The 22,706-nt window shown below is 41.6% G+C and carries 16 protein-coding genes and 3 pseudogenes; 3 read left to right on the top strand and 16 right to left on the bottom strand.

Features of this window, described 5'->3' with window-relative positions:
- The 12 genes and pseudogenes from CKW02_RS03440 to pcrB form a co-directional block, all read right to left on the bottom strand.
- Positions 1-858 (bottom strand): 3-hydroxyacyl-CoA dehydrogenase family protein, encoded by an 858-nt coding sequence (locus CKW02_RS03440; protein ID WP_003214220.1) that lies wholly within the window; start codon positions 856-858, stop codon positions 1-3.
- Positions 855-1,565, bottom strand: a complete 711-nt coding sequence (locus CKW02_RS03435; protein ID WP_003214044.1) for a thioesterase II family protein — start codon at positions 1,563-1,565, stop codon at positions 855-857. The genes CKW02_RS03440 and CKW02_RS03435 overlap by 4 nt, the downstream gene beginning before the upstream one ends.
- Entirely contained in the window at positions 1,562-2,542 is a 981-nt protein-coding gene (locus CKW02_RS03430; RefSeq protein ID WP_034620201.1) for a C39 family peptidase, read from the bottom strand. Before CKW02_RS03430 ends, CKW02_RS03435 begins: the two co-directional genes overlap by 4 nt.
- Positions 2,505-4,046: a serine hydrolase domain-containing protein gene (locus CKW02_RS03425; protein WP_003214305.1), complete on the bottom strand. Its 1,542-nt coding sequence runs from the start codon at positions 4,044-4,046 to the stop codon at positions 2,505-2,507. The genes CKW02_RS03430 and CKW02_RS03425 overlap by 38 nt, the downstream gene beginning before the upstream one ends.
- A complete protein-coding gene (locus tag CKW02_RS20795; RefSeq protein WP_425389301.1) occupies positions 4,043-5,935 on the bottom strand; it encodes a condensation domain-containing protein in 1,893 nt (630 codons plus the stop codon). The genes CKW02_RS03425 and CKW02_RS20795 overlap by 4 nt, the downstream gene beginning before the upstream one ends.
- 12 nt (positions 5,936-5,947) lie before the next feature.
- A pseudogene (locus CKW02_RS20790) lies at positions 5,948-7,078 on the bottom strand (amino acid adenylation domain-containing protein); the annotation flags it as partial.
- A gap of 141 nt (positions 7,079-7,219) precedes the next feature.
- A pseudogene (locus CKW02_RS20785) lies at positions 7,220-8,509 on the bottom strand (condensation domain-containing protein); the annotation flags it as partial.
- Positions 8,510-8,600: 91 nt separating this feature from the next.
- A complete protein-coding gene (locus tag CKW02_RS03415; protein WP_034620241.1) occupies positions 8,601-9,800 on the bottom strand; it encodes an MFS transporter in 1,200 nt (399 codons plus the stop codon).
- 133 nt (positions 9,801-9,933) lie between these two features.
- Complete coding sequence (locus CKW02_RS03410; protein WP_003214281.1) at positions 9,934-11,121, bottom strand: CamS family sex pheromone protein; 1,188 nt, start codon at positions 11,119-11,121, stop codon at positions 9,934-9,936.
- A 15-nt stretch (positions 11,122-11,136) separates the two neighbouring features.
- Positions 11,137-13,143, bottom strand: coding sequence for an NAD-dependent DNA ligase LigA (gene ligA, locus CKW02_RS03405; RefSeq protein WP_003214461.1), 2,007 nt, complete (start codon positions 13,141-13,143; stop codon positions 11,137-11,139).
- 44 nt (positions 13,144-13,187) lie between these two features.
- Positions 13,188-15,410, bottom strand: coding sequence for a DNA helicase PcrA (pcrA, locus tag CKW02_RS03400; protein WP_003213969.1), 2,223 nt, complete (start codon positions 15,408-15,410; stop codon positions 13,188-13,190).
- A 57-nt stretch (positions 15,411-15,467) separates the two neighbouring features.
- Entirely contained in the window at positions 15,468-16,160 is a 693-nt protein-coding gene (pcrB, locus tag CKW02_RS03395) for a heptaprenylglyceryl phosphate synthase (RefSeq protein ID WP_003214362.1), read from the bottom strand.
- A 272-nt stretch (positions 16,161-16,432) separates the two neighbouring features.
- Here pcrB and CKW02_RS03390 point away from each other — a divergent pair, with 272 nt between their 5' ends.
- On the top strand, positions 16,433-16,846 hold the full coding sequence (locus CKW02_RS03390) for a DUF2283 domain-containing protein (RefSeq protein ID WP_003214474.1): 414 nt from the start codon (positions 16,433-16,435) through the stop codon (positions 16,844-16,846).
- Here CKW02_RS03390 and CKW02_RS03385 read toward each other — a convergent pair.
- A complete protein-coding gene (locus CKW02_RS03385) occupies positions 16,827-17,057 on the bottom strand; it encodes a hypothetical protein (protein ID WP_003214314.1) in 231 nt (76 codons plus the stop codon). The two genes, CKW02_RS03390 and CKW02_RS03385, sit on opposite strands and share 20 nt — an antisense overlap.
- Positions 17,058-17,196: 139 nt before the next feature.
- Between CKW02_RS03385 and CKW02_RS03380 the strand changes: the two genes are divergently transcribed.
- Positions 17,197-18,780, top strand: a complete 1,584-nt coding sequence (locus tag CKW02_RS03380; RefSeq protein ID WP_003213850.1) for an FMN-binding glutamate synthase family protein — start codon at positions 17,197-17,199, stop codon at positions 18,778-18,780.
- 101 nt (positions 18,781-18,881) lie between these two features.
- Positions 18,882-19,286, top strand: a pseudogene (locus CKW02_RS03375) (DUF3916 domain-containing protein).
- Positions 19,287-19,436: 150 nt separating this feature from the next.
- Here CKW02_RS03375 and CKW02_RS03370 read toward each other — a convergent pair.
- The 3 genes from CKW02_RS03370 to CKW02_RS03360 form a co-directional block, all read right to left on the bottom strand.
- Positions 19,437-19,907, bottom strand: coding sequence for a bleomycin resistance protein (locus tag CKW02_RS03370; protein WP_308218264.1), 471 nt, complete (start codon positions 19,905-19,907; stop codon positions 19,437-19,439).
- Positions 19,908-20,000: 93 nt separating this feature from the next.
- On the bottom strand, positions 20,001-20,315 hold the full coding sequence (locus CKW02_RS03365) for a YerC/YecD family TrpR-related protein (RefSeq protein WP_003214053.1): 315 nt from the start codon (positions 20,313-20,315) through the stop codon (positions 20,001-20,003).
- A gap of 547 nt (positions 20,316-20,862) precedes the next feature.
- Positions 20,863-22,605, bottom strand: a complete 1,743-nt coding sequence (locus tag CKW02_RS03360) for an adenine deaminase C-terminal domain-containing protein (RefSeq protein WP_003214450.1) — start codon at positions 22,603-22,605, stop codon at positions 20,863-20,865.
- Between the last annotated feature and the right edge of the window lie 101 nt (positions 22,606-22,706).

Raw genomic sequence — 22,706 nt, 5'->3', positions numbered from 1 at the left:
TCACATGTCATATTGGAAAAAGCCCTTGCCTGATTTTTTGCCGTACTCGCCTGCATCAACCATTTTGACAAGCAGAGGACATGGACGGAACTTCGGATCTTTGTAGCTCTCGTATAAAACAAGCAATGAATTCAAAATCGTATCAAGCCCAATTAAGTCTCCTGTCGCAAGTGGTCCCATTTTATGACCGAAACCTCCGCGGAAAATTTTATCGACATCCGCTGGCGTAGCGACTTGATCTTGCACCGCCCAAATCGCTTCGTTGATTGTCAGCATCAGCACACGATTGGAAACAAATCCCGGAAAATCATGCACCACAACTGGTGTTTTATCAAACGATTTCAAGAAATCTTTTGCCGTTTCCACTGTGTCATCAGAAGTTGCTTTACCTCTAATAACTTCAACTAGCGCTTTAAGAGGAACAGGGTTCATAAAGTGCGCCCCAATGACATTCTCAGGGTGGTGCATAAGAGACCCTACCTTTGTGATGGAGATACAGCTTGTGTTTACAAAATAGATGGTTTCTTTCGCACAAATATCTCGTAGCTCTTCATAAATAGGTTTTTTAATCTCCCAATCTTCCGTCACATTTTCAATGACGATATGCGCGTCATGTAATCCTTCAAGTGAAGTTGACAGCTGGATTTGAGACAATACATCTTCTAAAGACAATGAGATTTTCTTCTTTCTCACAAATTGAACCAATTGATAGGTCTTCTTAATTTTTTCTAGCGCTTCGTTTAACTTTTCTTCTGTGACATCAACTAATGTGACTTGATAGCCATTTGCTGAAAGGTCTAATGCCATATCAGCCCCCATGACACCTGCTCCAATCACGCCTACGTGCTTCGTGTTCATTTCTCCAACACTCCAATTCGCTTTAAAATGACATTGATTTTTTCAACGACTTCATTTGTGAATGAATGAATAAAAAAGTGATCTCCATCGAATTCGAAAAACGCACAATCTTCGCTTGTATATTGATCCCAATCGTCTAAATCGAACAGCACAGAAGGCAAATCACGTGTACCATAAAAAATAGAAATTGGACAAGCAGCTGGAACGACTTCATCACACAAATAGGTCTCCAAAAGCTGAAAGTCTGCTCTTAAAATCGGCAGAAAGAAATCAAGCACTGCATGGTTATCAGCAAGTTCCTCAGGAACGCCTCCCATCTCAATGATCGCTTCTTTTAATTTGGAATCTGACAGCTGATGATAGACTTTCTTTTCTGGAATATGTGGCGGGAAGCGCCCAGAATAAAAGACATGAACAGGCTCTCTGTTTAACCTTGTTTTCATTCTTTTTTGTAATTCATATGCAAGGACGGCTCCCATACTATGACCGAAAATGGCATAGGGCTCTCCTTCTTTTAAGGAGGAGGACGCCTGTACATAAAGATCATCTGCGACCTGCTGTAAATCGGTTAGTACAGGCTCTGTCATTCTTGTCCCGTGCCCAGGGAGTTCAAGGGCATGAATTTCTATCGACCGGTCTATATAAGATTTCCACGTACTGAATACGGTACTGGCTCCTCCTGCGTACGGTAAGCAAAATAACTTCACGACACGCCACACTCCCTTTTGCATTTGATTGCCAACGCTTCCAGCCAGTGTTTTTCATCATGGATGATCTGTTCTAAAGAAGCTTTGATATTGGCTTGGTACCTACTAGACATCTCACCTGAAAAAAGGAGTTTTGCTGCCTGATGCCTTGCTTTCTCCCATTCTGCTAAAATACGTTCCATCCATCCCACCAGCTCAGGTAGATCGCCTTTGATGAGATTCAGCCGATACAGCTCTATTTTCTTCGTATTGATGATCTGATTGAAAGATGCCACGAGCTTCTCGATATCATCCCATTGCGAAAACTGCTCATAAAATGTTTCAAGAGCTGTGATTCCTTTTTCTATTACGTCAATCTGACCATGCATATTTCTCAGGAAATAAGTCGTTTTTTGATCAAATAACTCAGTCGAGAGTTTGTCTGGATCAAAGTAGAAGGCCGCATAGGAATGAAATTGATCATTCGGCTGAAAATGATCATGAAAGGTGTCATATCCTTTCTGTACATCTTTAAATGACAGCACTTGATGCTCATAAGACAAATTATCTAAATGCCGATTCTCTAATACTTGAAAGATTTGCTGATTTTCATCGAATCCAGTCATTAAAATGGAATGACGGCTATGGGTTGTCAAATACTCTTTTCTGCCTCGCTGAACGTAGGGGTCTACCCATACAATTACCGGGCGGTCACGCCTCACATCTTGTTTGACCTTTTCAATGAGGTTGGGACAATACGTCATTTTTTCCACTTGAATGCCTTGTAAATTCATAATCTTTTCTGGATCGTGTGCCGACATCCAGTCAATCTGTAGCAAGCCATTCTCTGTAAGCCCGTAGGCAAATTGATCATTTAATAAGTATGGAAAAACTTCTTGATCATGCAGCTTCACAATTGGAAAAAAGCAATTGAAAAAACAGCTACGATAAAACAAATCATTATAAGGATGAATGCCCGAAATCTGTTTGACGGTCATCTTTTTTTCCTCTCTTTCCAGCAGGAGATGTCACCATAAATCCTTTGATGAAACCAATCGTACAAAACCAAATGAAAAACAAATAATAAGAAATCGCTAATTCAATGAGAGAGGAAGGTCCCCATACAAAAGTCATTTTCCAAGGCAGCCCATTAAAGGCTAGCTGCGCAACAATGATTGGCAGGAGCAATATCCCAATTAGCAGCAGCACCCAGCCGCTACTTTTCAGCCAGACGCGAAGTGACATGTCCCTGCGAACGAAAGCGCCGTTTCTTACACGCTTTTTCCATTTGATAAAACGAACGATAGACACTATTTGCAGCAAAATGAAAAGACATGTGGCACCAAGACTCAACTGATCAATGAGCTGAAAAGGATCCATTGATGACTCTGCTTCTTCATTTGTACCCGTGATCGTTTTGGCAATAAGACGTACCGTTTGCTCTGTGTAGCTGCTATTCATATTTGCTAACACTCCGATCGCAATCTCTTCTTTTGGCTGGATCAGAAAAAATGATGAATAGTTAGGGTTAGAGCCTGCATGAAAAAGCGAGTCTACCTGCTCATGTGCATTTTCTATATACCAGCCGGCATTGTAATAGACATGCTTCCCTTCTTCTAGGACATTCACAGTTAAGTGATCAGGATTTTTTACAAAGCGAGACCAAGTTGAATCGGTCAATTGATATTGCAGCCAAGTCCCCACATCCTGACTATTCATCACAATATATCCTGCCGGAGTATTGCCTCGATATTCTGGTGCTTCATAAGCATGCGGAGCAAGGAATTGCAATTTAAACCCTTCTGAGACAGCGCCGGATTTCATCCGTTTTAGCCCAGCCTCCGTTTGGTCAAGATGATGCCTTTTAAACAGTCCTTTCATATAAGCCTCATACGATGTTCCTGTTACATTTTCAATGATGAGACCAAGGACATCATAGTTGATGGTCGCATATTCAAAGGAACTGCCTGGCTTACGATTAAGCTCGATTGATTTCAGCTGATCAACTGTTTTTTTCAACGCATCCTTTGTAGTATCTGGCTGGATAAGCGCAATGGATTGAAAGGGAATGCCGCTTGTGTGATGCATTAATTGCTCCACCGTTAAACGCTGAGGCTTTCCATTGTATGTTGGAAAAAAACCTGGAATATAGCTACTCACCGGATCTTTTAAATGAAGTTTCCCTTGCTTCTCTAACTCCACAATCGCAAGAGCGGTAAACGCCTTTGATGTAGATCCAATTTCAAAGAAAGTGCTAGCTGTCACTTGCTTCTTTTTCTTTCGATCCGCATAACCAAAGCCTTTTTGGTACACCACTTCGTCTTTTTTCACAACCACAACGGACATGCCTGGAATGCGTCCAAGCTCCATCTGTTCCTCTATCACTTGATCAACGGCTTTAGATGAAATCACTGCTTTTGCATGTGTCCAATCGGCAAAGCTGCTTATCCATAAGACCGCTAATAAAAATGAAATGTAGATAACATGCTGATTTTTCGTCATGTAAATAATGAATCCATTTCTTCAAGAGACATATCCACTGTTTCAAAATCAGACGGTGTAAATTCGATTCCTTCTTTCTCTAAGCAATGCTGTACAAGATGCTCAATTTGCTGCTCTACCGCTTGCAATAGCTGCATCATGTCTGTTTCACACAGCTGTTTATCGCTGAAAGAAAGATGAAAAATCAGCTGACCGCCCTTGATGGTAGCGACCATATCGATGACGGTTGTTAATGGATTATCCAATGACGAATCCATCCCCGATGTAAAGTAAGACATCTCATAATCAGATGATTGTTTCAGCACTTGATCAATTTCACCTAGATAGTTAAAGCGTAATTGCGGCGCTGAATGAGGAGGAAGCTGCTTATTGATGAGTGACAACAGCCCATAGTCTGCACCTTTATTTGGCACTTCACGTATCGTTTCTTTGACAGTTCGTATGTGATCCGAGAGAGATTCAGACACATGAACATTCACAGGATACATGGTGGTGAACCAGCCGAACGTTCTAGATACATCAATCTCATCCTCTACTGCATCCCTGCCATGACCTTCTAATTCCAAAGAAATCCGCTCTTGATTCGTTTGCTGATAACAGGCTTGCGTCAAGGCTGAAATTAACAGTTCATGCGGCTGCGTTTGATACGCTTGATTCGCTTGATTGAGCAATTGATTCGTGAGTTCCACTGATAATGCGTTGGTTAATTTGATTTCGTCTCTGACATACCCCTCATTTGAAGAAACTTGATACAGAGGCTGAATATTCTGAACCGTTTCTTGCCAATAGCTGACCGACTCTTTTACACCCTCTGATACTGCATACTGATTTACCCGCTCGGCAAATGTTTGATAGGAATGGGTTTTAGACGGAAGTACTTCTGCTGTAATCTTCTCTGCATGCAATAATTGAATCAAGTCCTCCACAAGAATTTGCCAAGACATACCATCAGCTAATAGATGATGGGCGGCAAAGATGAGATGTGATTGAGAATCAGTTTGACAAAGCGCAGCCTGAATCAATGGTCCTTGATAAAGATGAGTCCTTTGCTTGATCTGATATCCTACTTCTTGTAACGCTTCTTCCACATTCTCTTCTGATAATGCCGTGAAATCGTGTATCATCAGCGGAATATCTTGAATGTCTTCATCATAATAGAGTGTGTTTGTTGCCTCATGTACTTTTAACCTTAGTCCATCGTGGTGAATGACGACCTCTTTGAGAACATCCTGCACGATGGCTTCATCCATCTTTTTCTTTGAATGAACAATGATGGATTGATGCCAGAAATGTTCATCTTTTAACCGCTGGGACCAGAACCATTCGATAATTGGAATCGATTTCACATCACCCACAGCTTGCTCTTGTGAGATATGTATGACAGGTTCCTGCTGAACGACTTGTGCCATTTCTCTAAAAATGGGATAAGTAAAAAGATCCTTGGTTTTTAAATAGAGTCCTTTGTCTTTTAACTTCGCAATAAATTGAATCGCCTTAATGGAATCTCCGCCAAGCTGATAAAAATGATCAGCCGGTTCGATTGTTTCATGCCCTAAGATGCCTTTTGCTGTATCTACGATGATCTCTTCAATGTCCGCTGTTTCCTTGGACCACTCAACAGCTGTTTCTTGAGACAGCAATGGATCAGGCAGTGCCGTCCGATTGATTTTTCCGTTTTGAGTGAGCGGGAGCTCGTCTAGTACAACAAAATAGGCAGGTACCATGTAAGCTGGAAGCTGATCTGATAATTTCTTTCTAAGTAAAAAGGACGTCATCTGTTTTTCTTTCAATTCAATATAGGCTGCCAGCTGTTTTTCTCCAGATTCATCGGTTAGATCAATAACCGCTGCTTTATCAACTTCTTCAAGTGCCATCAGTGCAAGTTCAATTTCACCGAGCTCAATCCGGTAGCCTCGCAGCTTGATTTGATGATCAATTCTGCCAATGTAATCAATCTTTCCATCATTTGCTCGTTTGGCGATATCACCTGTTCGATACATGCGGCGACCATTTACAAATGGATTGGGCAGAAAGCGTGATTCCTGCAAATCAGGTCTTTGCCAATACCCTCTGCCAACACCTGCACCTGAAATATAGATTTCTCCTACTGTCCCAGGCAGCACGGCTTGCTGATGCTCATCTAAAAGGTAAATCTCTGTATTGGGCATTGGCACACCAATTGACACAGATGCCCCTTCATCATCTTGATGGAATTGATGAATCATACAGCCAACGGTTGCTTCAGTTGGTCCATATTCATTAAAGATAGATATCCTTCCATCACTTGCCTCTGTGATTCTTTTGGCCAAAGCGGTCGATAATTGTTCTCCGCCCACAATCATCCGTTTCACAACTGATTGAGAAAGTGCAGCATCTGTTAGCAGTGCCATATGAGCTGGTGTCAGCTTGATGACTTTCGCTTTTTGATCAAACAAAATATGTTCTAATAAAAAGCCTGGCTGATCCTCTTGACGATAGATCATCACGGTACTGCCAATGACCAATGGCGTATAAATGGATGTCACGGTTAAATCAAACGCAATGGATGAATACAAGGCAAAATGATCATCTGATGAATCAGTATAGTGTGTTTTGGCAGACATGATATAGTTCACTAAGCTTCGGTGCTCAATCATGACTCCCTTTGGCTGTCCTGTAGAGCCAGACGTATAAATCATATATGCGACATCTTCAGCATCTCCAATGAATGGATGTTCCGCATTATACTGAGCCAACTGATCCCACACGTTGTAGATATTGTACGTATCGCCATTAAAATGGTATGCAGATGCGTCATCTGTGAAAAACAGCTTTGCCTGGCTGTCATCCAAAATAAACTGAATACGTTCCTCTGGATACTCAGGATCAATCGGCACATATGCGCCTCCAGCCTTTAAAATCCCCAGCAGCAGCACAATCAGTTCTGGTGAATGATTCATACATACGGCAACAAAGTCATGTCTTTGTAAGCCATGTGTTTGTAGAAAATGCGCCATTTGATTGGTTTTTCTCTCAAGTTCACCGTATGTCATGCTATGAGATCCGTCCTGAAGTGCAATTCGATCAGGAGAAGACGTTGACATGTCTGTGATCAATTCATGGATTTTTTGTTTCTGTGGAAACAGCATGCCTGTGTCGTTCCAGTGATATAGCTCTCGATGTGTCTCGACTTCTGTCATGAGAAGTACGTCTTTTAACAGCTGCTTTGGCTGAGCGAGTATCGTTTCGACAAAGAGAAGCATTCTTTCGTGTAGAAAGTCGATATCTTCATTGCTGTAATCTGAGATCTTGTAATCATATTGAAGCTCGATTTGCCCTTTTTCATCCCATTCTTTCACAGCAACTTGTAAGCCATATGGCTGGAAGCCATTGTAAAGCTCTATGTATTCAACCTTGTATCCTTCCATCTCCTGCACCATATTTGTGCTGTAGGAGTTGATATAGATTTGAAAAAGCTGATCATACCCTGCTTTTGCAAGCTCTAAATCTTTGACAAGTGCATCATAGGGATAACGCTGATGCAGGAAGTAAGCCTTATAGCTTTTTTGAACGTCTGTTAAGCTTTCTAACAAAGAGAGATGAGGATCGATCTTCATTCGATATGGCATTGTACTTACGGTCATACCGGACGTGGCTTTTTCCTTTTGTCCGGAACGATTGAGAACTGGCGTCCCAATAATAAAATCTTTTTGCTGGTATCTTTTATGCAAGTAGACGAAGAGTCCTAAAGTAAATAAAGAGTTGATTGAACAATGATGGACATCTATAAATTCATAGATTCGTTCTGAGAGTTGTCGATCAAGATAATGGCTTTGCCGATGGCCTTTGATTTGGTCAGTTCCCTGTACCAAATAACTATCAGACACATCAGATAATGCTTCTTTCCAAAATTGCTGATCTTTTTTAAATCTTGGGGAGTTCATATATTTTGATTCTTTATCAATAAATACAGAGTGATTGTCTGCTTCTTGTTCGATAGAGGAGCTGTGGGTAAGAGCAGTGTAAAGCTGGCTAATTTTATCGATGATTACTTTCATCGACCATCCATCTGCTACTGTATGATGGCATTTGATGAAATAACCGGATTGTTGTTCACTGATTTTTAGTACCGCAAATTCGGCGAGAGAGGTTTCTGTTAATTGAAATGGTGTTTTAAAGGCTTTTTCGGCCCATTCTAGCATGTCTTCATGTGTGGAAAACTCATAGGTAGGAATAGGGCTATCGGCGTTTGGATCAACGTATTGAAGCGTTTCACCATCTTTCTCTACTAGCTTGAGACGAAGAGATTCTGTCATCATGATACAAGATGCAATGGCCTGCTTCAGTTTATCGAGCTGCAATGGCCCATTGACGAAAATGATACCGCCAATATGATTGATCGGTGTTCCTGGATAAAATGTTTCCATGTTCATCACGCGCCGCTGCGGATGTGTTAATGGCCAATATACTAAACTATTAGTCAATTACGCCACCTCTACTTTTCATATAGTTAACATTTCTACCAACATATTAAATCACATAATGGTATTTTTGTAAATAATTGAGATAAAATGTCTAAATTTGTTCATTTTTTAATCTAGACGCTAGGAAAGCCGATACAGTAAACAGGGCAACGTTTATAAAAAAGACGACTCTTGCCCCAAAGAGATCGGTCATGGTGCTCATAACGAGGATGGACATTCCGTATATAAAAGTTGATAGTGTATGTTGAGCTGATAGTATTTTGGGCAATTCAATTTCACTCAGTGTATCTTGTACATAGGTTCGAATGGAAATACTGCGAAGCTGAAAGGCTGGTCCTAATAAAAAGACAAACAACAAACTCATCCATGCAGAATGATTCAATCCTAAGCAAAGGGTTAGCACAGCTACGATCACCGAACTGTAAAAAATGTGATCAAACAAACGCTGTTCCACATGCTTTGCGAACCGCAACACAAGCAGGCCGCCTAGAATGGTTCCGCCAAAATAGCTTGCGTTAATAAAGCCCCACCATGTTTCAGGCTGATGTAAAACTTCTGTGACATACACAAGGATAATGGCACCAGTCCAAATACTTCTACCGCTCATGGATAGCATTTCTAAAATCGTTAATGTTCGAATAGTTGGTTTTTCATACATGAGCTTCCACCCTGAAAAGACCCTTGTAGCAAATGATTCAGACTGTTGCTCTTGTTTAGCTGCAGCCCCAGTATCAATGATAAAGAGCATAGATATGAGTGACAAACTGTATAAAACAAGTGTCGTCAATAGGAGAAACTGTGGTCCAAGAATGCCAATAAACAGCCCTCCTAACAGCCAGCCTAGTAAAAGGACCATTTGATCAGAAGTTAAGATATAGCTATTTGCTTTTAGTAAAAAGTTCTTTTCTACTAGACGTGGGATCATCGAATTTCGAACAGGAATGGTTCCTCCATCTATCAAAGAAAGGAAAAATACAATGATAAAAAAGAGAGGAATAGTAAAAGTTGATAGTTGTAGAATATAAATGAAAATTAAGCAACCGAAGAAAGCAATTTGACACATTTGTAAATAGATAATGAGTCTTTTTAGCTTAAATTGATACATAAAGAAAGGAATGAGTACCGCTCCAAGTGCTTGTCCAACAAACTGTGAGACAGCCACCATTGAAGCAATCAGTGTAGAATTTGTTAATTGATATGTCAGGATGGTCAAAACGAGGACATATAGCGAATCCCCAAAATTAGCTAGGGATTGTCCCCCTAATAAAAAGTAAAATGATTTGTTTTTCATAATGATCTCCATTTTCTCTTCATTATCACCCATAATAATACATTATTTTCTACACTTCTACTTTTTATAACAATATTTTCATAATTTGATACATTATGACTAATTTAAAAAACCGCCAAAAGGCGGTTTTTATTTAGTCATATATATGGACGGTTGGTTCTTTGTCTTCAGCATTTTTCGTGATCAAGGCTTCTTGTTGATCTGAAGATGTGATGTTAATTTCGATATTGGTACTCTTATAGTAATCCATGACTTCACCTGTTAAATATTGCGTGAAGGCTACGACTTCCGTTTTTCCGTAGAACTGCATTGGAATTTCGACTTTCATTTTTTGCAGGTTGCCGTCTTTGTAAAACCCTTTTCCTACGACACCAGTATAATTCGGGAAGTAGTCTTCGACTTTTGTTTTGAAGCGGTCAAATCGCTCGGAATCATCTTTGTAGTTGCCTTTCGCATTATCTGAAGGGAAGAAGACATTCTCCTCTTTGATCGTATCCCAATTGCCGATATCAGCTGAGCCCGCTTTCACATCCGTTTTGGCGATAAAGTTTCCTGGAACGATAGATGATTTTGGTGCTTGCTTATAAAGGGCAATCATGACAGGCACTTTTTGCAGCCCATCCATTTGACGAATTCGTTTGATCACTTGTTCAGCAATTTTTTCGCCTTCTGCCAAAAGTTTCTTTGAATTTTTCGAAGAATCGATCGTCACTTCTTGCTGCGGGTCACCGATATTTTCACGGTAATAATAAACAGAGTTCAGCGCAAGTCCAATGACAACTCCGCCAAGCTGTAAGCTGTTTTTATCTTTTCGAATTAAGTAATTATGCTCTAGCATCGAAGCTAAGTAAATTGGACTACTTTCATTTTTAGACTTTGTTGAACCTGAGTTCGGAAGAGCAGGGTTTAAGCCTAGATTCTTAAAGTCTTTATCTTCTTTTTCTGCCTTTTTCAGATCACTGCCTGTTTTTTTGCGCGCCAGCCAGCCAAGAACGGTGTCCTCATCAAAATGCTGTCCTTCTTGGAAAAGGTAGTCGTTTGTATTAAATGACTCTGTTGCAAGGCGCATGAGTCCTGTTTCAAATTCATCGATGTCCAGGCGTGTGTTGAGACGCTCTGCTGTTAATCCTCTCGCAGCCCCTTGTTTAAACGGCAGCACCATTTTGTAATAGGAGTCAGAGATATTGTACATCGGGATGATGGCTGTTTCCTTCGTTTCATCCGTTTTTTGTGTGACCTCTTCCTCTTCCTTTCCCCCAAAAGGTGCACACGCTGACAATATCAGTGTGAGCATTGTCAGCAGCAATAACAACTTTTTCAATAGAAAACACTCCTCTTATTTCTTTAGCTCCTCGAGCATTTTAGCTTCGTCCCAAATTTCAATATTGAGTTCTTCTGCCTTTGTCAGCTTACTTCCCGCTGCTTCTCCGGCTATGACTAAATCTGTTTTCTTACTCACACTACCTGCCAGTTTACCGCCTAGTGCTTCGATCGCTGTTTTTGCATCGTTTCGAGCCATTTCTTCTAATTTCCCTGTCAGCACAATGGTTTTGCCTGCAAAATAGGAATCACTTTCTTCAACCTTCACCGGTTTTGGTCCTGTGTAGGTCATATTAACCCCAAGCTCTTTTAGTTCATTTAGCAGATTGAGTATTTCTTCTTTCTCAAAGTATGTGACGACAGCATCAGCCATTTTTTCACCGATTTCATCGACTTCGAGTAATTGATCTTTCGTCGCTTGCTTTAATTGATCGATATCACCGAAATGCATCGCCAAGGTCTTTGCCGCTTTAGAGCCAATAAATCGTATACCGAGTCCAAATAGTAAACGCTCTAGAGAGTTTTCTTTCGATTGCTCAATCGAACGCAGTAAATTGTCGACAGATTTTTCGCCCATTCGCTCAAGCTGAATGAGCTCTTCTTTCGTTAATCGGTAAAGATCAGACACACGAGAGACAAGCTGTTCTTGGAAAAGCTGTGTAATGACCCGCTCGCCAAGCCCATCAATGTTCATTGCATTGCGGGAAACAAAGTGAATGAGTCCCTCACGTATTTGGGCAGGGCATTCTGGATTGATGCAACGCAAAGCCACTTCGCCTTCAATTCTCACCAGCTCACTATGACACTCTGGGCATTCAGTCGGCATGTGAAACGGCTTTTCTTCTCCTGTACGCTGATCGATCAGTACACCTACGACTTCCGGAATAATATCGCCTGCTTTTTTCACAATCACTTGATCAAAAAGGCGAATATCCTTTTCTTTGATCAAATCTTCATTATGAAGGGAAGCTCGCTGCACTGTCGTTCCTGCTACTTTGACAGGCTCAAGGATCGCCGTTGGTGTGATGACACCTGTACGCCCGACACTTAGTTCAATATCAAGCAGCTTTGTCACGACCTCTTCAGCTGGAAACTTGTACGCAACAGCCCAGCGGGGACTTTTTGCTGTAAAGCCGAGCTCTTCTTGCTGAGCTAACGAATCGACTTTGATCACAATTCCATCGATTTCATATGAAAAGTCAGCACGCTTCGTTTTTAGTGTTTCAATGAGCTCGATCACTTCCTCAATCGTTTGGCACATCCGTCTTTCTTTGTTCGTTTTAAAGCCAAGTTCGTCGAGAAGATCAAGTCCTTCGCTTTGCGATTCAACACCAATTTCATCAAGCTCCGCTATACTGTAGACGAAGATATCAAGGTTTCGTTTCGCCGCAATTTTCGTATCAAGCTGACGAAGCGAGCCTGCCGCCGCATTACGCGGGTTCGCAAACGGCTCTTCTTCGTTTTGTAATCTTTTTTCGTTTAATGCTTCAAAAGAAGGTTTTGGCATAAATGCCTCGCCTCTCACTTCAATTGACAAAGGACGTTTGATTTTGAGCGGGATGGATCGAATGGTTTTGAGGTTTTCTGTAATATCCTCACCCGTTGTCCCATCTCCACGTGTGGCACCTCGGACAAACAGGCCATTTTCATAACGGAGAGAAACAGCGAGTCCGTCAATTTTCAGCTCGACATTGTATGCAATATCGTCACCGACTGCTTGACGAACCCTGCGGTCAAAATCAAGAAGGTCCTGTTCATTAAACGCATTCCCGAGGCTGAGCATCGGGGTGCCGTGGCGCACTTTTTGGAAGGCGTCTAACACAGCGCCTCCGACTCTTTGTGAGGGAGAATCCGCTGCTTTTAAATCAGGGTGCTCTTCCTCTAAAGAGATCAGCTCACGCATCCGCGCATCATATTCAGCGTCAGGAACACTTGGACGATCCAGTGTATGATATTCGTAGTTGTATTGGTTCAAAATCTGGTGCAGTTCCTCGATCCGGCGTTTCGCTGCTTCTTTATCCATCTGCTTCTTCCTTTCAATTCATCCGTTTTATATGTCCTATCGGTTTATTGCTTCTCAATTGGCGCAAATGCTGCGAGAAGACGCTTAATGCCTGTAGGGCTTGGGAAGGCAATATCAAGCTCTGTGCTGTCTCCACTACCTTTTACGCTCACAACCGTTCCAACGCCCCATTTTTTATGAGCCGCTTTATCGCCCACAGCCCAGCCAATACTTCCGCCGCCTGTGTTTTGAATGGTTTGAGTTTGCGGACGTGAGACAGGTCCCCGTCTTTGTGGTCTTTCTCTAGTTTGGCCAAATGGTGTTTTCGTTTCTTTTTTCTCATTTAGGTTGTCCAATAAATCGGCTGGTATTTCTCGAATGAATCTTGATTCAAGGTTCATGTTTGTCCGGCCGAAGAGTGTTCTCATCTTGGCACTAGATAAATAAAGCTCTTCTTCCGCCCGTGTGATGCCTACATAAGCAAGGCGGCGCTCTTCTTCCATCTCTGCATCTTCCATTAATGAGCGGCTGTGCGGGAAGACACCTTCCTCCATGCCCATTAAGAAGACAACCGGGAACTCTAGACCTTTTGCGGCGTGAAGCGTCATTAAAATGACCGCATCTTGATCTTCTTCCTCATTCTCATCCAGCTTATCAATGTCTGCGACAAGAGCGAGATCTGTCAGGAAGGTCACAAGGGACTTGTCTTCATTTTGTTCTTCAAAGTTCTTAGTCACAGAGAGAAACTCATCAATATTTTCTAGACGGCTTTGTGCCTCAATCGTTTTTTCAACCTTTAGTGCCTCTCGGTAGCCTGTTTTCTCTAAAATTTCTTCTGTTAGTTCTGTGACAGATAAATAATCCTGCATATTTGTCAATTGATCGATGAGCTGTTTGAACTCATCAAGCGCATTGGCTGCCCTTGCACTGAGTCCAATGAAATCTACCTGACCAAGCGCTTCAAACATAGACAGGTCATTCATCTCCGCGTATGCTGCGATTTTATCAACAGATGTCGCACCGATTCCGCGCTTTGGTACGTTCACAATTCGTGCAAAGCTAATGTCGTCATCTGGGTTAGCTACTAGGCGTAAGTACGCCAAAATGTCCTTGATCTCTTTTCTGTCATAGAACTTCGTGCCGCCGACAATGTTGTATTGAATGTTTGACTTCAATAATGTTTCCTCTATGACACGAGACTGGGCATTGGTCCGATAAAGAATCGCAAAATCGGATAATTTACGCTTACCGCTCTGATGAAGCTGATGAATCTTTCCAGCAACAAATTGTCCCTCGCCGAATTCATTATCTGCACGGTAATAGGCAATCTTCGCCCCTTCATCATTTTCTGTCCAAAGGTTTTTCGGCTTACGGTTTGAATTGTTTTGAATCACCGTGTTTGCGGCATTCAGTATACGTTTCGTCGATCTGTAATTTTGCTCAAGCAGAATCACTTCACTGGATGGATAATCTTTTTCAAAGGAGAGAATGTTTGTAATATCCGCTCCGCGCCAGCGGTAGATGGACTGATCCGAGTCACCGACCACACATATATTTTGAAAACGCTGAGCAAGCAGTTTCACAAGCATGTACTGCGCTCTGTTCGTATCTTGATACTCATCGACATGAATGTATTGAAATTTTCGCTGATAGTGTTCTAATACTTCAGGGATGCGCTCAAACAGACGAATCGTCATCATAATAAGATCATCAAAATCGAGTGATTGGTTCTTAAGTAATCGCTTTTGGTAATCTGTGTAGACGTCGCTAACCACTTGATCATAGAAATCACTGGCTGTTTTGGCGTATTCCTCTGCGTCAATGAGTTCATTTTTTGCACTGCTGATTGATCCTAAAATGCTGCGAGGATCGAACTTTTTAGGATCGATATTTCGTTCTTTTAAAATGTTTTTAATGACTGAAAGCTGATCAGATGTGTCTAATATAGAGAAGTTGCGATTTACACCAATACGGTCAATATCGCGTCGTAAAATACGCACACACATGCTGTGGAACGTAGAGATCCAAATGTCATCCGCACCAGGCCCTAAAATGGCTTGGACACGCTCACGCATTTCACGTGCTGCTTTATTTGTAAACGTAATCGCTAAAATGTTCCACGGAGCCACATGCTTTTCTGCCATTAAGTAGGCAATTCGGTGTGTGAGCACCCGCGTTTTCCCGCTTCCTGCTCCTGCCATCAAGAGTAGCGGACCGTCTGTTGCTTTGACCGCTTCTTTTTGCGCGTCATTTAGCCCTTCTAATAGATGATTCGATATTTCATTCATTCCATTCACCGCCAATTCGAACTTATGTTCTATTTTAACTCGTTTCGTCTTGTTTGACTATAATGACTTTTTGACTGCGCTCACTGTCTTTAATGCTTCTTTGAAATTGTCATAAATGACGTTTCCTACAACAACCACGTCCGCATGCTGCGCAAAACCTTCCGCCTGCTTTGCGTTTTCAATGCCCCCACCATAAAAAAGAACCGTATCAGAAAGCACTGCTTTCGTTTCTTTCACAAGCTCTATATCTCCAAGCGTTCCGCTGTATTCTAGATAAAAAATGGGCAGCTTCATCAAATGCTCTGCCACTCTTGCATATGCTCTTACGTCATCGATGTCCAGTGCTGTATTTGCCTCTGTGAGCTTGGCCGCTTTACACTCTTCATTTAAAATAACATAGCCTTCAGGCACGATCTCTTCCATCGACATCAAATCACCGAATTCCTTCATCGCATCCTTGTGAAGCCCAACAATCCAATCAGGATGAGAACTGTTTAAGACGGTCGGGATGAAATACAGATCGAAGCCCGGCACAATCATTTCATGTGTTGAGATTTCGAGTACACATGGCACAAGAAACCGGCGGACCTTTGACATCAATTGAAGCACGTTGTCCTCTGTCACATTGTCACTGCCGCCAATCAATATAGCATCCGTACCAGATTCGCAAATTGCCTCTAGCTGTTCATCGGATATTTCTTTATTTGGATCGAGTTTAAAGACATGCTTCCACTCGGTAACATCATACATGAAAAACGTTCCTCCATTCGTTTCATTCCATTTAAATATTATAACAAAATCAGTGACCGCAAAAAATGGGTAACCTCCTTCAGCTAAAAGTTTCATTCTTTTGAAAATGGTGTTCGTGACTTTAGGTTAGAATGCTGAAACCATCTAGGAGCTGAGAGGGATGATCTTTGACCGTTCACTGATAGAAGAGCTTTGTATCACCACATGTTATTATACAATAAAGGGACATTTTACTATTGATCAAAAAACCATACATAAAGCAGGTGACCCACATGAAAAGAACCATCACATATGATCAAACGATCGACATCGGATACATCTATCTCCTGCCTGTGGGAATCGGGACAATCAAAGAAACCATTGAATTAGATGTGAATGAATGTATGAACGCAGATATCGACAAAGAGGGACGAGTAGCTGGTCTGGAGTTATTTGCAGAAGAAGCCGAAGTTTTGAAGCATGCACCCGTGTATGAGGACGAGCTTTCTTTACGTTTTACAGATCAGGACGTTCTCTCAACCTATCATTTATCAGGCATTGAATTTCATTTCTCGACGCCTGATCACAAAGGGCTAATCGGTTTTACGATTGTCGATCCTCATCGATATAACGTCAAAAGAAAGACAAGAAAAAACCGTTTTGAATGGTCAAAACGGTTTTTCCAAGCTATTGTCTCACTTCATTGAAATAATGGACGGATGTCATGGCCCCTTCATCGACCATCTTGTTGTCTTGAATATCTAATGGATCAGGATGTCCAGCTTTTTCAGGAATCTTTTCATCTGAGCGGAACATGCTTGCCCATTTTTTGAGATGCTGTTTATTTTTCACTGCTAATAACACAGCACCACCAACCCCTAATCCTGCAAGTACATACGCATTCGGACGCTTATTCATGTAAGTTCCCTCCCCTTATGATCTTATTTGTAAGTTACCCCGGCTTTTCATTTCTAAACGTCACAATATGTTGAAGTGGTTTCTCTTTCAATGAAAAGTGGAATAACAACAACAATGATAGAGAAAAGAGGGGATCTTCGTGACAACAACTTTCATTGTCATTGTTGGCGCACTATTAGTGATTTGTTTCATCATACCAATCATTTTATTCATCTGGATTTGGATGAGAGATGAAAAACAGGAAGAGCATTCTGTCCTGCGAAATTATCCGGTCATTGGAAAGCTGCGGTTTATTTTTGAAAAAATAGGACCTGAGCTTCGTCAATATCTGTTTCTGAATGATCGTGAGGAGCTTCCTTTCTCAAGAAGAGAATACGAGCAAGCTGTCATGTCTGGGAAGTACAAAAGCCGGACGATGGGCTTTGGATCAAAACGTGATTTTGACAAGCCTGGTTACTACATTCGCAACGTCCTATTTCCAAAGCAGCGAGATGAGTTACGCATCGATCAATCTGAAAAAATCCAAACAAAAGTGTATCAGATTGATCAAGACAATTTACTACGAAGAAGTGAACATACCAAAGAGGTCGAAGCAAAACCTTACTATCTCCATCAAGACGATATACAAGTGATTGGCGAGCACACATGTCAAAAGCCATTCCGTGTAAAAGGCCTGATTGGGCAGTCTGCCATGAGCTACGGCTCTTTAGGCGACAGGGCCATTACAGCACTATCCTCGGGATTAAAAATGGCTGGCGGTACGTGGATGAACACAGGTGAAGGCGGGCTTTCTCCCTATCACCTCAAAGGCGGAGCCGATATCATATGCCAGATTGGACCCGGTCTATTCGGCGTGAGAACAGAAGATGGCGCTTTTTCCTTTGAAGAATTTAAGAAAAAAAGCGAGCATGAGGAAATCAAAGCCTTTGAGCTGAAGCTGGCTCAAGGAGCAAAAACACGCGGAGGACATATTGACGGCGAAAAGGTCACCGAAGAAATTGCGAACATCCGTAAATTGCCGCCCCATCAATCCATTGACAGCCCAAACCGATTTGAGATGTTCCACTCCATTCCGGATATGTTTGATTTCATTGAACAGCTGCGAAGTATAGGCGGAAAGCCTGTCGGCATCAAGCTTGTGGTCGGACATAAAGAAAACATTGAAGAACTTGCAGCGTACATGAAAAAAAGCGGAAAGCATCCTGATTTCATAACAGTGGATGGCGGAGAAGGCGGCACTGGCGCATCTTTTCATGAATTGGCAGATTCCGCAGGGCTGCCGATTTTCACGGCACTCCCAATGGTTCATCAAATATTGAAGGAATACGGTGTCAGAGATCAGGTCAAACTCTTTGCCTCTGGCAAACTTCTCTCACCAGATAAAATTGCAATTGCCCTTTCCATGGGTGCTGACTTTGTCAATATCGCACGGGGACTCATGTTTTCAGTCGGATGCATTCGCGCCCAAGTGTGCCACACGAATAAATGCCCAGTCGGGGTCGCCACAACTGATCCAAAACTGCAAAAAGGTTTATCAATTGAAGAAAAGAAATACCGAGTCTGCAATTATATCCTTTCTCTAAGAGAAGGCTTGTTTAACTTATCCGCAGCCGCTGGTATTGAATCTCCCATTCATTTTAATGAGAAACATATTGTCTATAGACAAGAAAATGGTCAGACAAGTGAAGTGCCTATTTTTACAGGGACACAGCCATCCGTCTAGTTTGAGAAAGGTGCGTTTTTGCACCTTTTTTTCAATTGACATTTTGGCTCAATCACGTATAAAGAACTTAGACAAATGACCAGGAAGTGGAGAGATGGAGGATGCGTGAGAAAAAGGTTCGCGGGATGAAACGGAAGACGAATGAGATAGTTACAAGAATTGAGGAAAGTACACGAGAGTTCCCGGCAGATATTGAACAAGGGTATTGGCATCTTCCTCTACCAGTTGCTTATGATTTTATTTGTTCAAACAAAACACCTCAAAAAATCAAGCAATTGTCCATCCAGACACTGATAAATAGAGCTGAACATCTCATTGATTTGAAGCCACTTGATGGAGAAGTATATCGTGTCGTGGTTGTAGTAGATGCCACTGAATGATAGGGTTCACAAATCATTGTGTTTAAAGGAGATTCCTATGTTAAAGACTTTTTCAATAGACATGATGATGATCAGAGTTGGCTGCCTCTTTCCGATGCGAGAAACATTCAAAGGGAATGGCAGTAACACAAATTTTAAAATAACCGTTGTCCTTTTCGGCAATAGTCAATTTTTTGTATCTGTACTCATGTATCTCAAAATAAAAAAGAGTAGCCGCAGCCACTCTTAATTTTACTTATTCAACAATCGCGCCCTATTCTGGAAGAGACTTTCATGTTAACCTGCCATTTCTTGCGAGAACCTAAGTAAATATCCATCAGGATCTTGAACAAGAAATTCCTTTTGTATAAACGTAGTATCATTACTTTTATATTTGCTAACAGTTGGCTCTCTGAATAGTGGAATGTTTTGCTTTCTTAAACGGTCAATGACAGGCTGTACGTCTTTAATGTCTATTTGAAAATTGATTCCCCGTCCAAATGGGTGTTTTAACTCCCCAGTGTCCCAATGGCCATTGATTTCTTCTAACATCATTTGTGTTTCCTCTTCCAACGAAACAAATATAAATTTATCGTCTTCACGCTCATATTCCAATTTAAAACCAAGCAATTCTATATAGAACCATTTAGACTTTTCGATGGCTGTTACAGATAACTCTGGTATCAAAGCATTGAATCTCATTTTTTCTTCTCCACAACCTTCTGATAAAGTTATTCGGTTAAATGACCCGTTTGTTGCTTCTTTCAAGCCAGTCCTTGCTTGTCTTTTCAGCGCTCTTCATAAAAAAACTGTAAACAACGCCATTCTTGTTGAATAGGATTGTTTACAGTGAAGTCTGCTTTATTTTGTTTCGTCATTTGCCTGCTGTTCTGCTACGCGGTCAAGTGCCATTGTGTAGGCATCATTTCCGTAGTTCAAGCAGCGTTTGACACGTGAGATGGTTGCAGTGCTCGCACCTGTTTCCGTCTCAATTTTATGATACGTGTTCCCCTCGCGAAGCATACGTGCTACTTCAAGACGCTGTGATAAAGATTGGATTTCATTGATGGTACACAAATCATCAAAGAATCGATAGCATTCTTCCAGGTCTTTAAGGGATAAGATGGAGTTGAATAACTGATCTAAGCTTTTGCCCCTTAATTTATCAATTTGCATCTTTATACATCTTCTCCTTTACTATTGGCACCGCTTCGCACGACATTCTGCGGAGAAAGCGGTATCTTTTCTGACTATTTTTTTCAACCTCAGCAATGAGCTTTGAACGAATCATGACAGGTTTGGTTATACGCTGGAAATGCCGTCAGTTCTTTCGTAAGCCGAAGCTTCTTTATCGTATACAAAATCGACAAGTTCTGTCATTTTCCTTGTTCGACAATCTGACAAACTTGTTTGCTTCCGATATCAAGATCACTTCTGCTTGATTAGGTCTGCCCTAAAAATACAGTTGTGCGGAAAGCTCGGCGAGACCACAAACATGCGCCCCGCCTCGCTCAATTATTCAAAATATGTTGGTCGGCCAGCGTAACCGACAAATTCATTTTTCAATCAGGCCATTTCACTCGTCATGTCAAAGCCCTCTGCTTCAACAACTCCACATAAGTATTTTCACTTACATGGCAGTGAAGAGATCCATTGCTCACGTCTGCCCTATAACAGTTGTCAGAAATGTGGCAAAGATGATACAGCTCCACTCTGTTATATTTTAACGCATTATAGACGGAAAGAGTACAGTTTTTTTCATGACATCAAATATTCCTCTTGGTGTCACTCGAATATACGGCAAATGGGTACTTTGGAAAAAGACAAGTGTATCAATTGGGCAATCAAATGGATAGCCTCGCTCAATGAGTAGCTCACGCAAGGTTTGTATTTGCTGAAGAACTGTCTCAAACGGTTCAGCAGAGGCACAGCCTGATAATTGCAGCGGGATTTCGTGCAAAATTTTCCCGTTCTCTGTGAGGACGATTCCCCCGCCGATTTCTTTCATTCGCTTATGTGCCAGCATCATATCCTCTTTATTTTTCCCGATCACTAAAATGTCACCCGTGAGCGAAAATGAACTGACAAACCCTTGCACTTTGTTTGCAAAGCCTTTGAGCATCGTATTCACACGCCACTCGCCTTTTCGGTCAATCAGGCTAAAGAAACTTTGATCATGATCACATGACAGCTGGTTCACAGAGTTATCAATCTCCACTGTATAAGGCTCCATGATGACAGCATTTCTCATTTTGACACCTAGTGGCATGGAAAATTGCAAATCACTCGTCGTCAGATCATAGCCTAGATCTAATGGAACAAGCCCGCCATTTTCCCATTTTGTTTCTTGAAATTGATGCTGGTTCTCTCCATCTAATTTGAGGATAACCCCTTTAGATATCACCGTTTCAGGATTTGGATTCATTGGATCATCTAACACATTCAAAGAAGCCAGACGTCCTGGACCGACAACACCTAATAAGTCATCAATTTGATAGTATTTCGCAATGTTAAAGGTCGCCATATTGTATGCATCGATGATAGGCACGCCTTCTTCAAGGGCAATTGAAATCAAACGATTAATCATACCCTCCTCATAAAAATGAGGCGCTGCTCCATCTGTTGTATAGAAGAAGTGATCATAGTGTCTAAAATCACGCTCGTGCAGCTCTCTTAAAATGTTCACTAAATCTGGGCGGATGGAAGAATGACGAAGTGAGACATGGTAGCCAAGGGACAAGCGCTTTAGCACATCGTCTGCATTCATCGCTTCATGATCGCTGTCCGCGCCAAACAGCTTCATTTTTGTTAGCGTTTTCTCAGAAGCTCCGGGGAAATGCCCTTCAATTCGTTTCCGCTGCTTCTTCGTTTCTTGCATGCAATATAAAATGAGATCATCACCGTCCATCAATCTTGGCCAGCTTGTTAATTCGCCGCCTTGAAGGACATCAGGATGATCAATCCATTCCTTCCGGTAGTTGATAGGAAGCATTTCATCTTCATATCTGACTTCAGTTTGAAGATCGTATCTAGACCACCAGAAATACTGAAATGGCTGCTGTTTTAATTCACACAGAGTGGAAAGCGCTTTCTTTTCATTGCTCTGCAAAAGAAGAAATAAGTTATCACTAACCATCGTTGTTGTGCCAAATTGAGACACATATTCTGCAAGTGATTGGGGATTATAAATATGGAACGGGTGCGCGTGAGGCTCTATATACCCAGGCACAATGTATTTCCCTTCACAATCAATCACACGTTTAGCTGATTTATTTTGAGGAAGCTCTGCTCCGACATAAACAATTCGATCATCATGTATCCAAATATTTGCCTTCACCCATTGTTTTAAAAACGGGTTTAGCACGAGTCCATTCGTTAAAAGGAGTGTTGGAACTATTTTTGAGTCGACTACATCGATTTGTGTGCGGATGTCATTGTTTCTCCAATTAAAAGTACGTTCGGACATTCACATACTCTCCTTCATTTGTATTAGCCCTATCGTAACATAACGAACCACGTTACGCATTAATGAAACGTTACAATTTCTTGAAATCACACTTAAAATAT

The sequence above is a fragment of the Bacillus pumilus genome, from assembly GCF_900186955.1.
GTDB classification, from domain to species: domain Bacteria; phylum Bacillota; class Bacilli; order Bacillales; family Bacillaceae; genus Bacillus; species Bacillus pumilus.
This window is presented reverse-complemented; position numbering and strand designations above follow the sequence as displayed.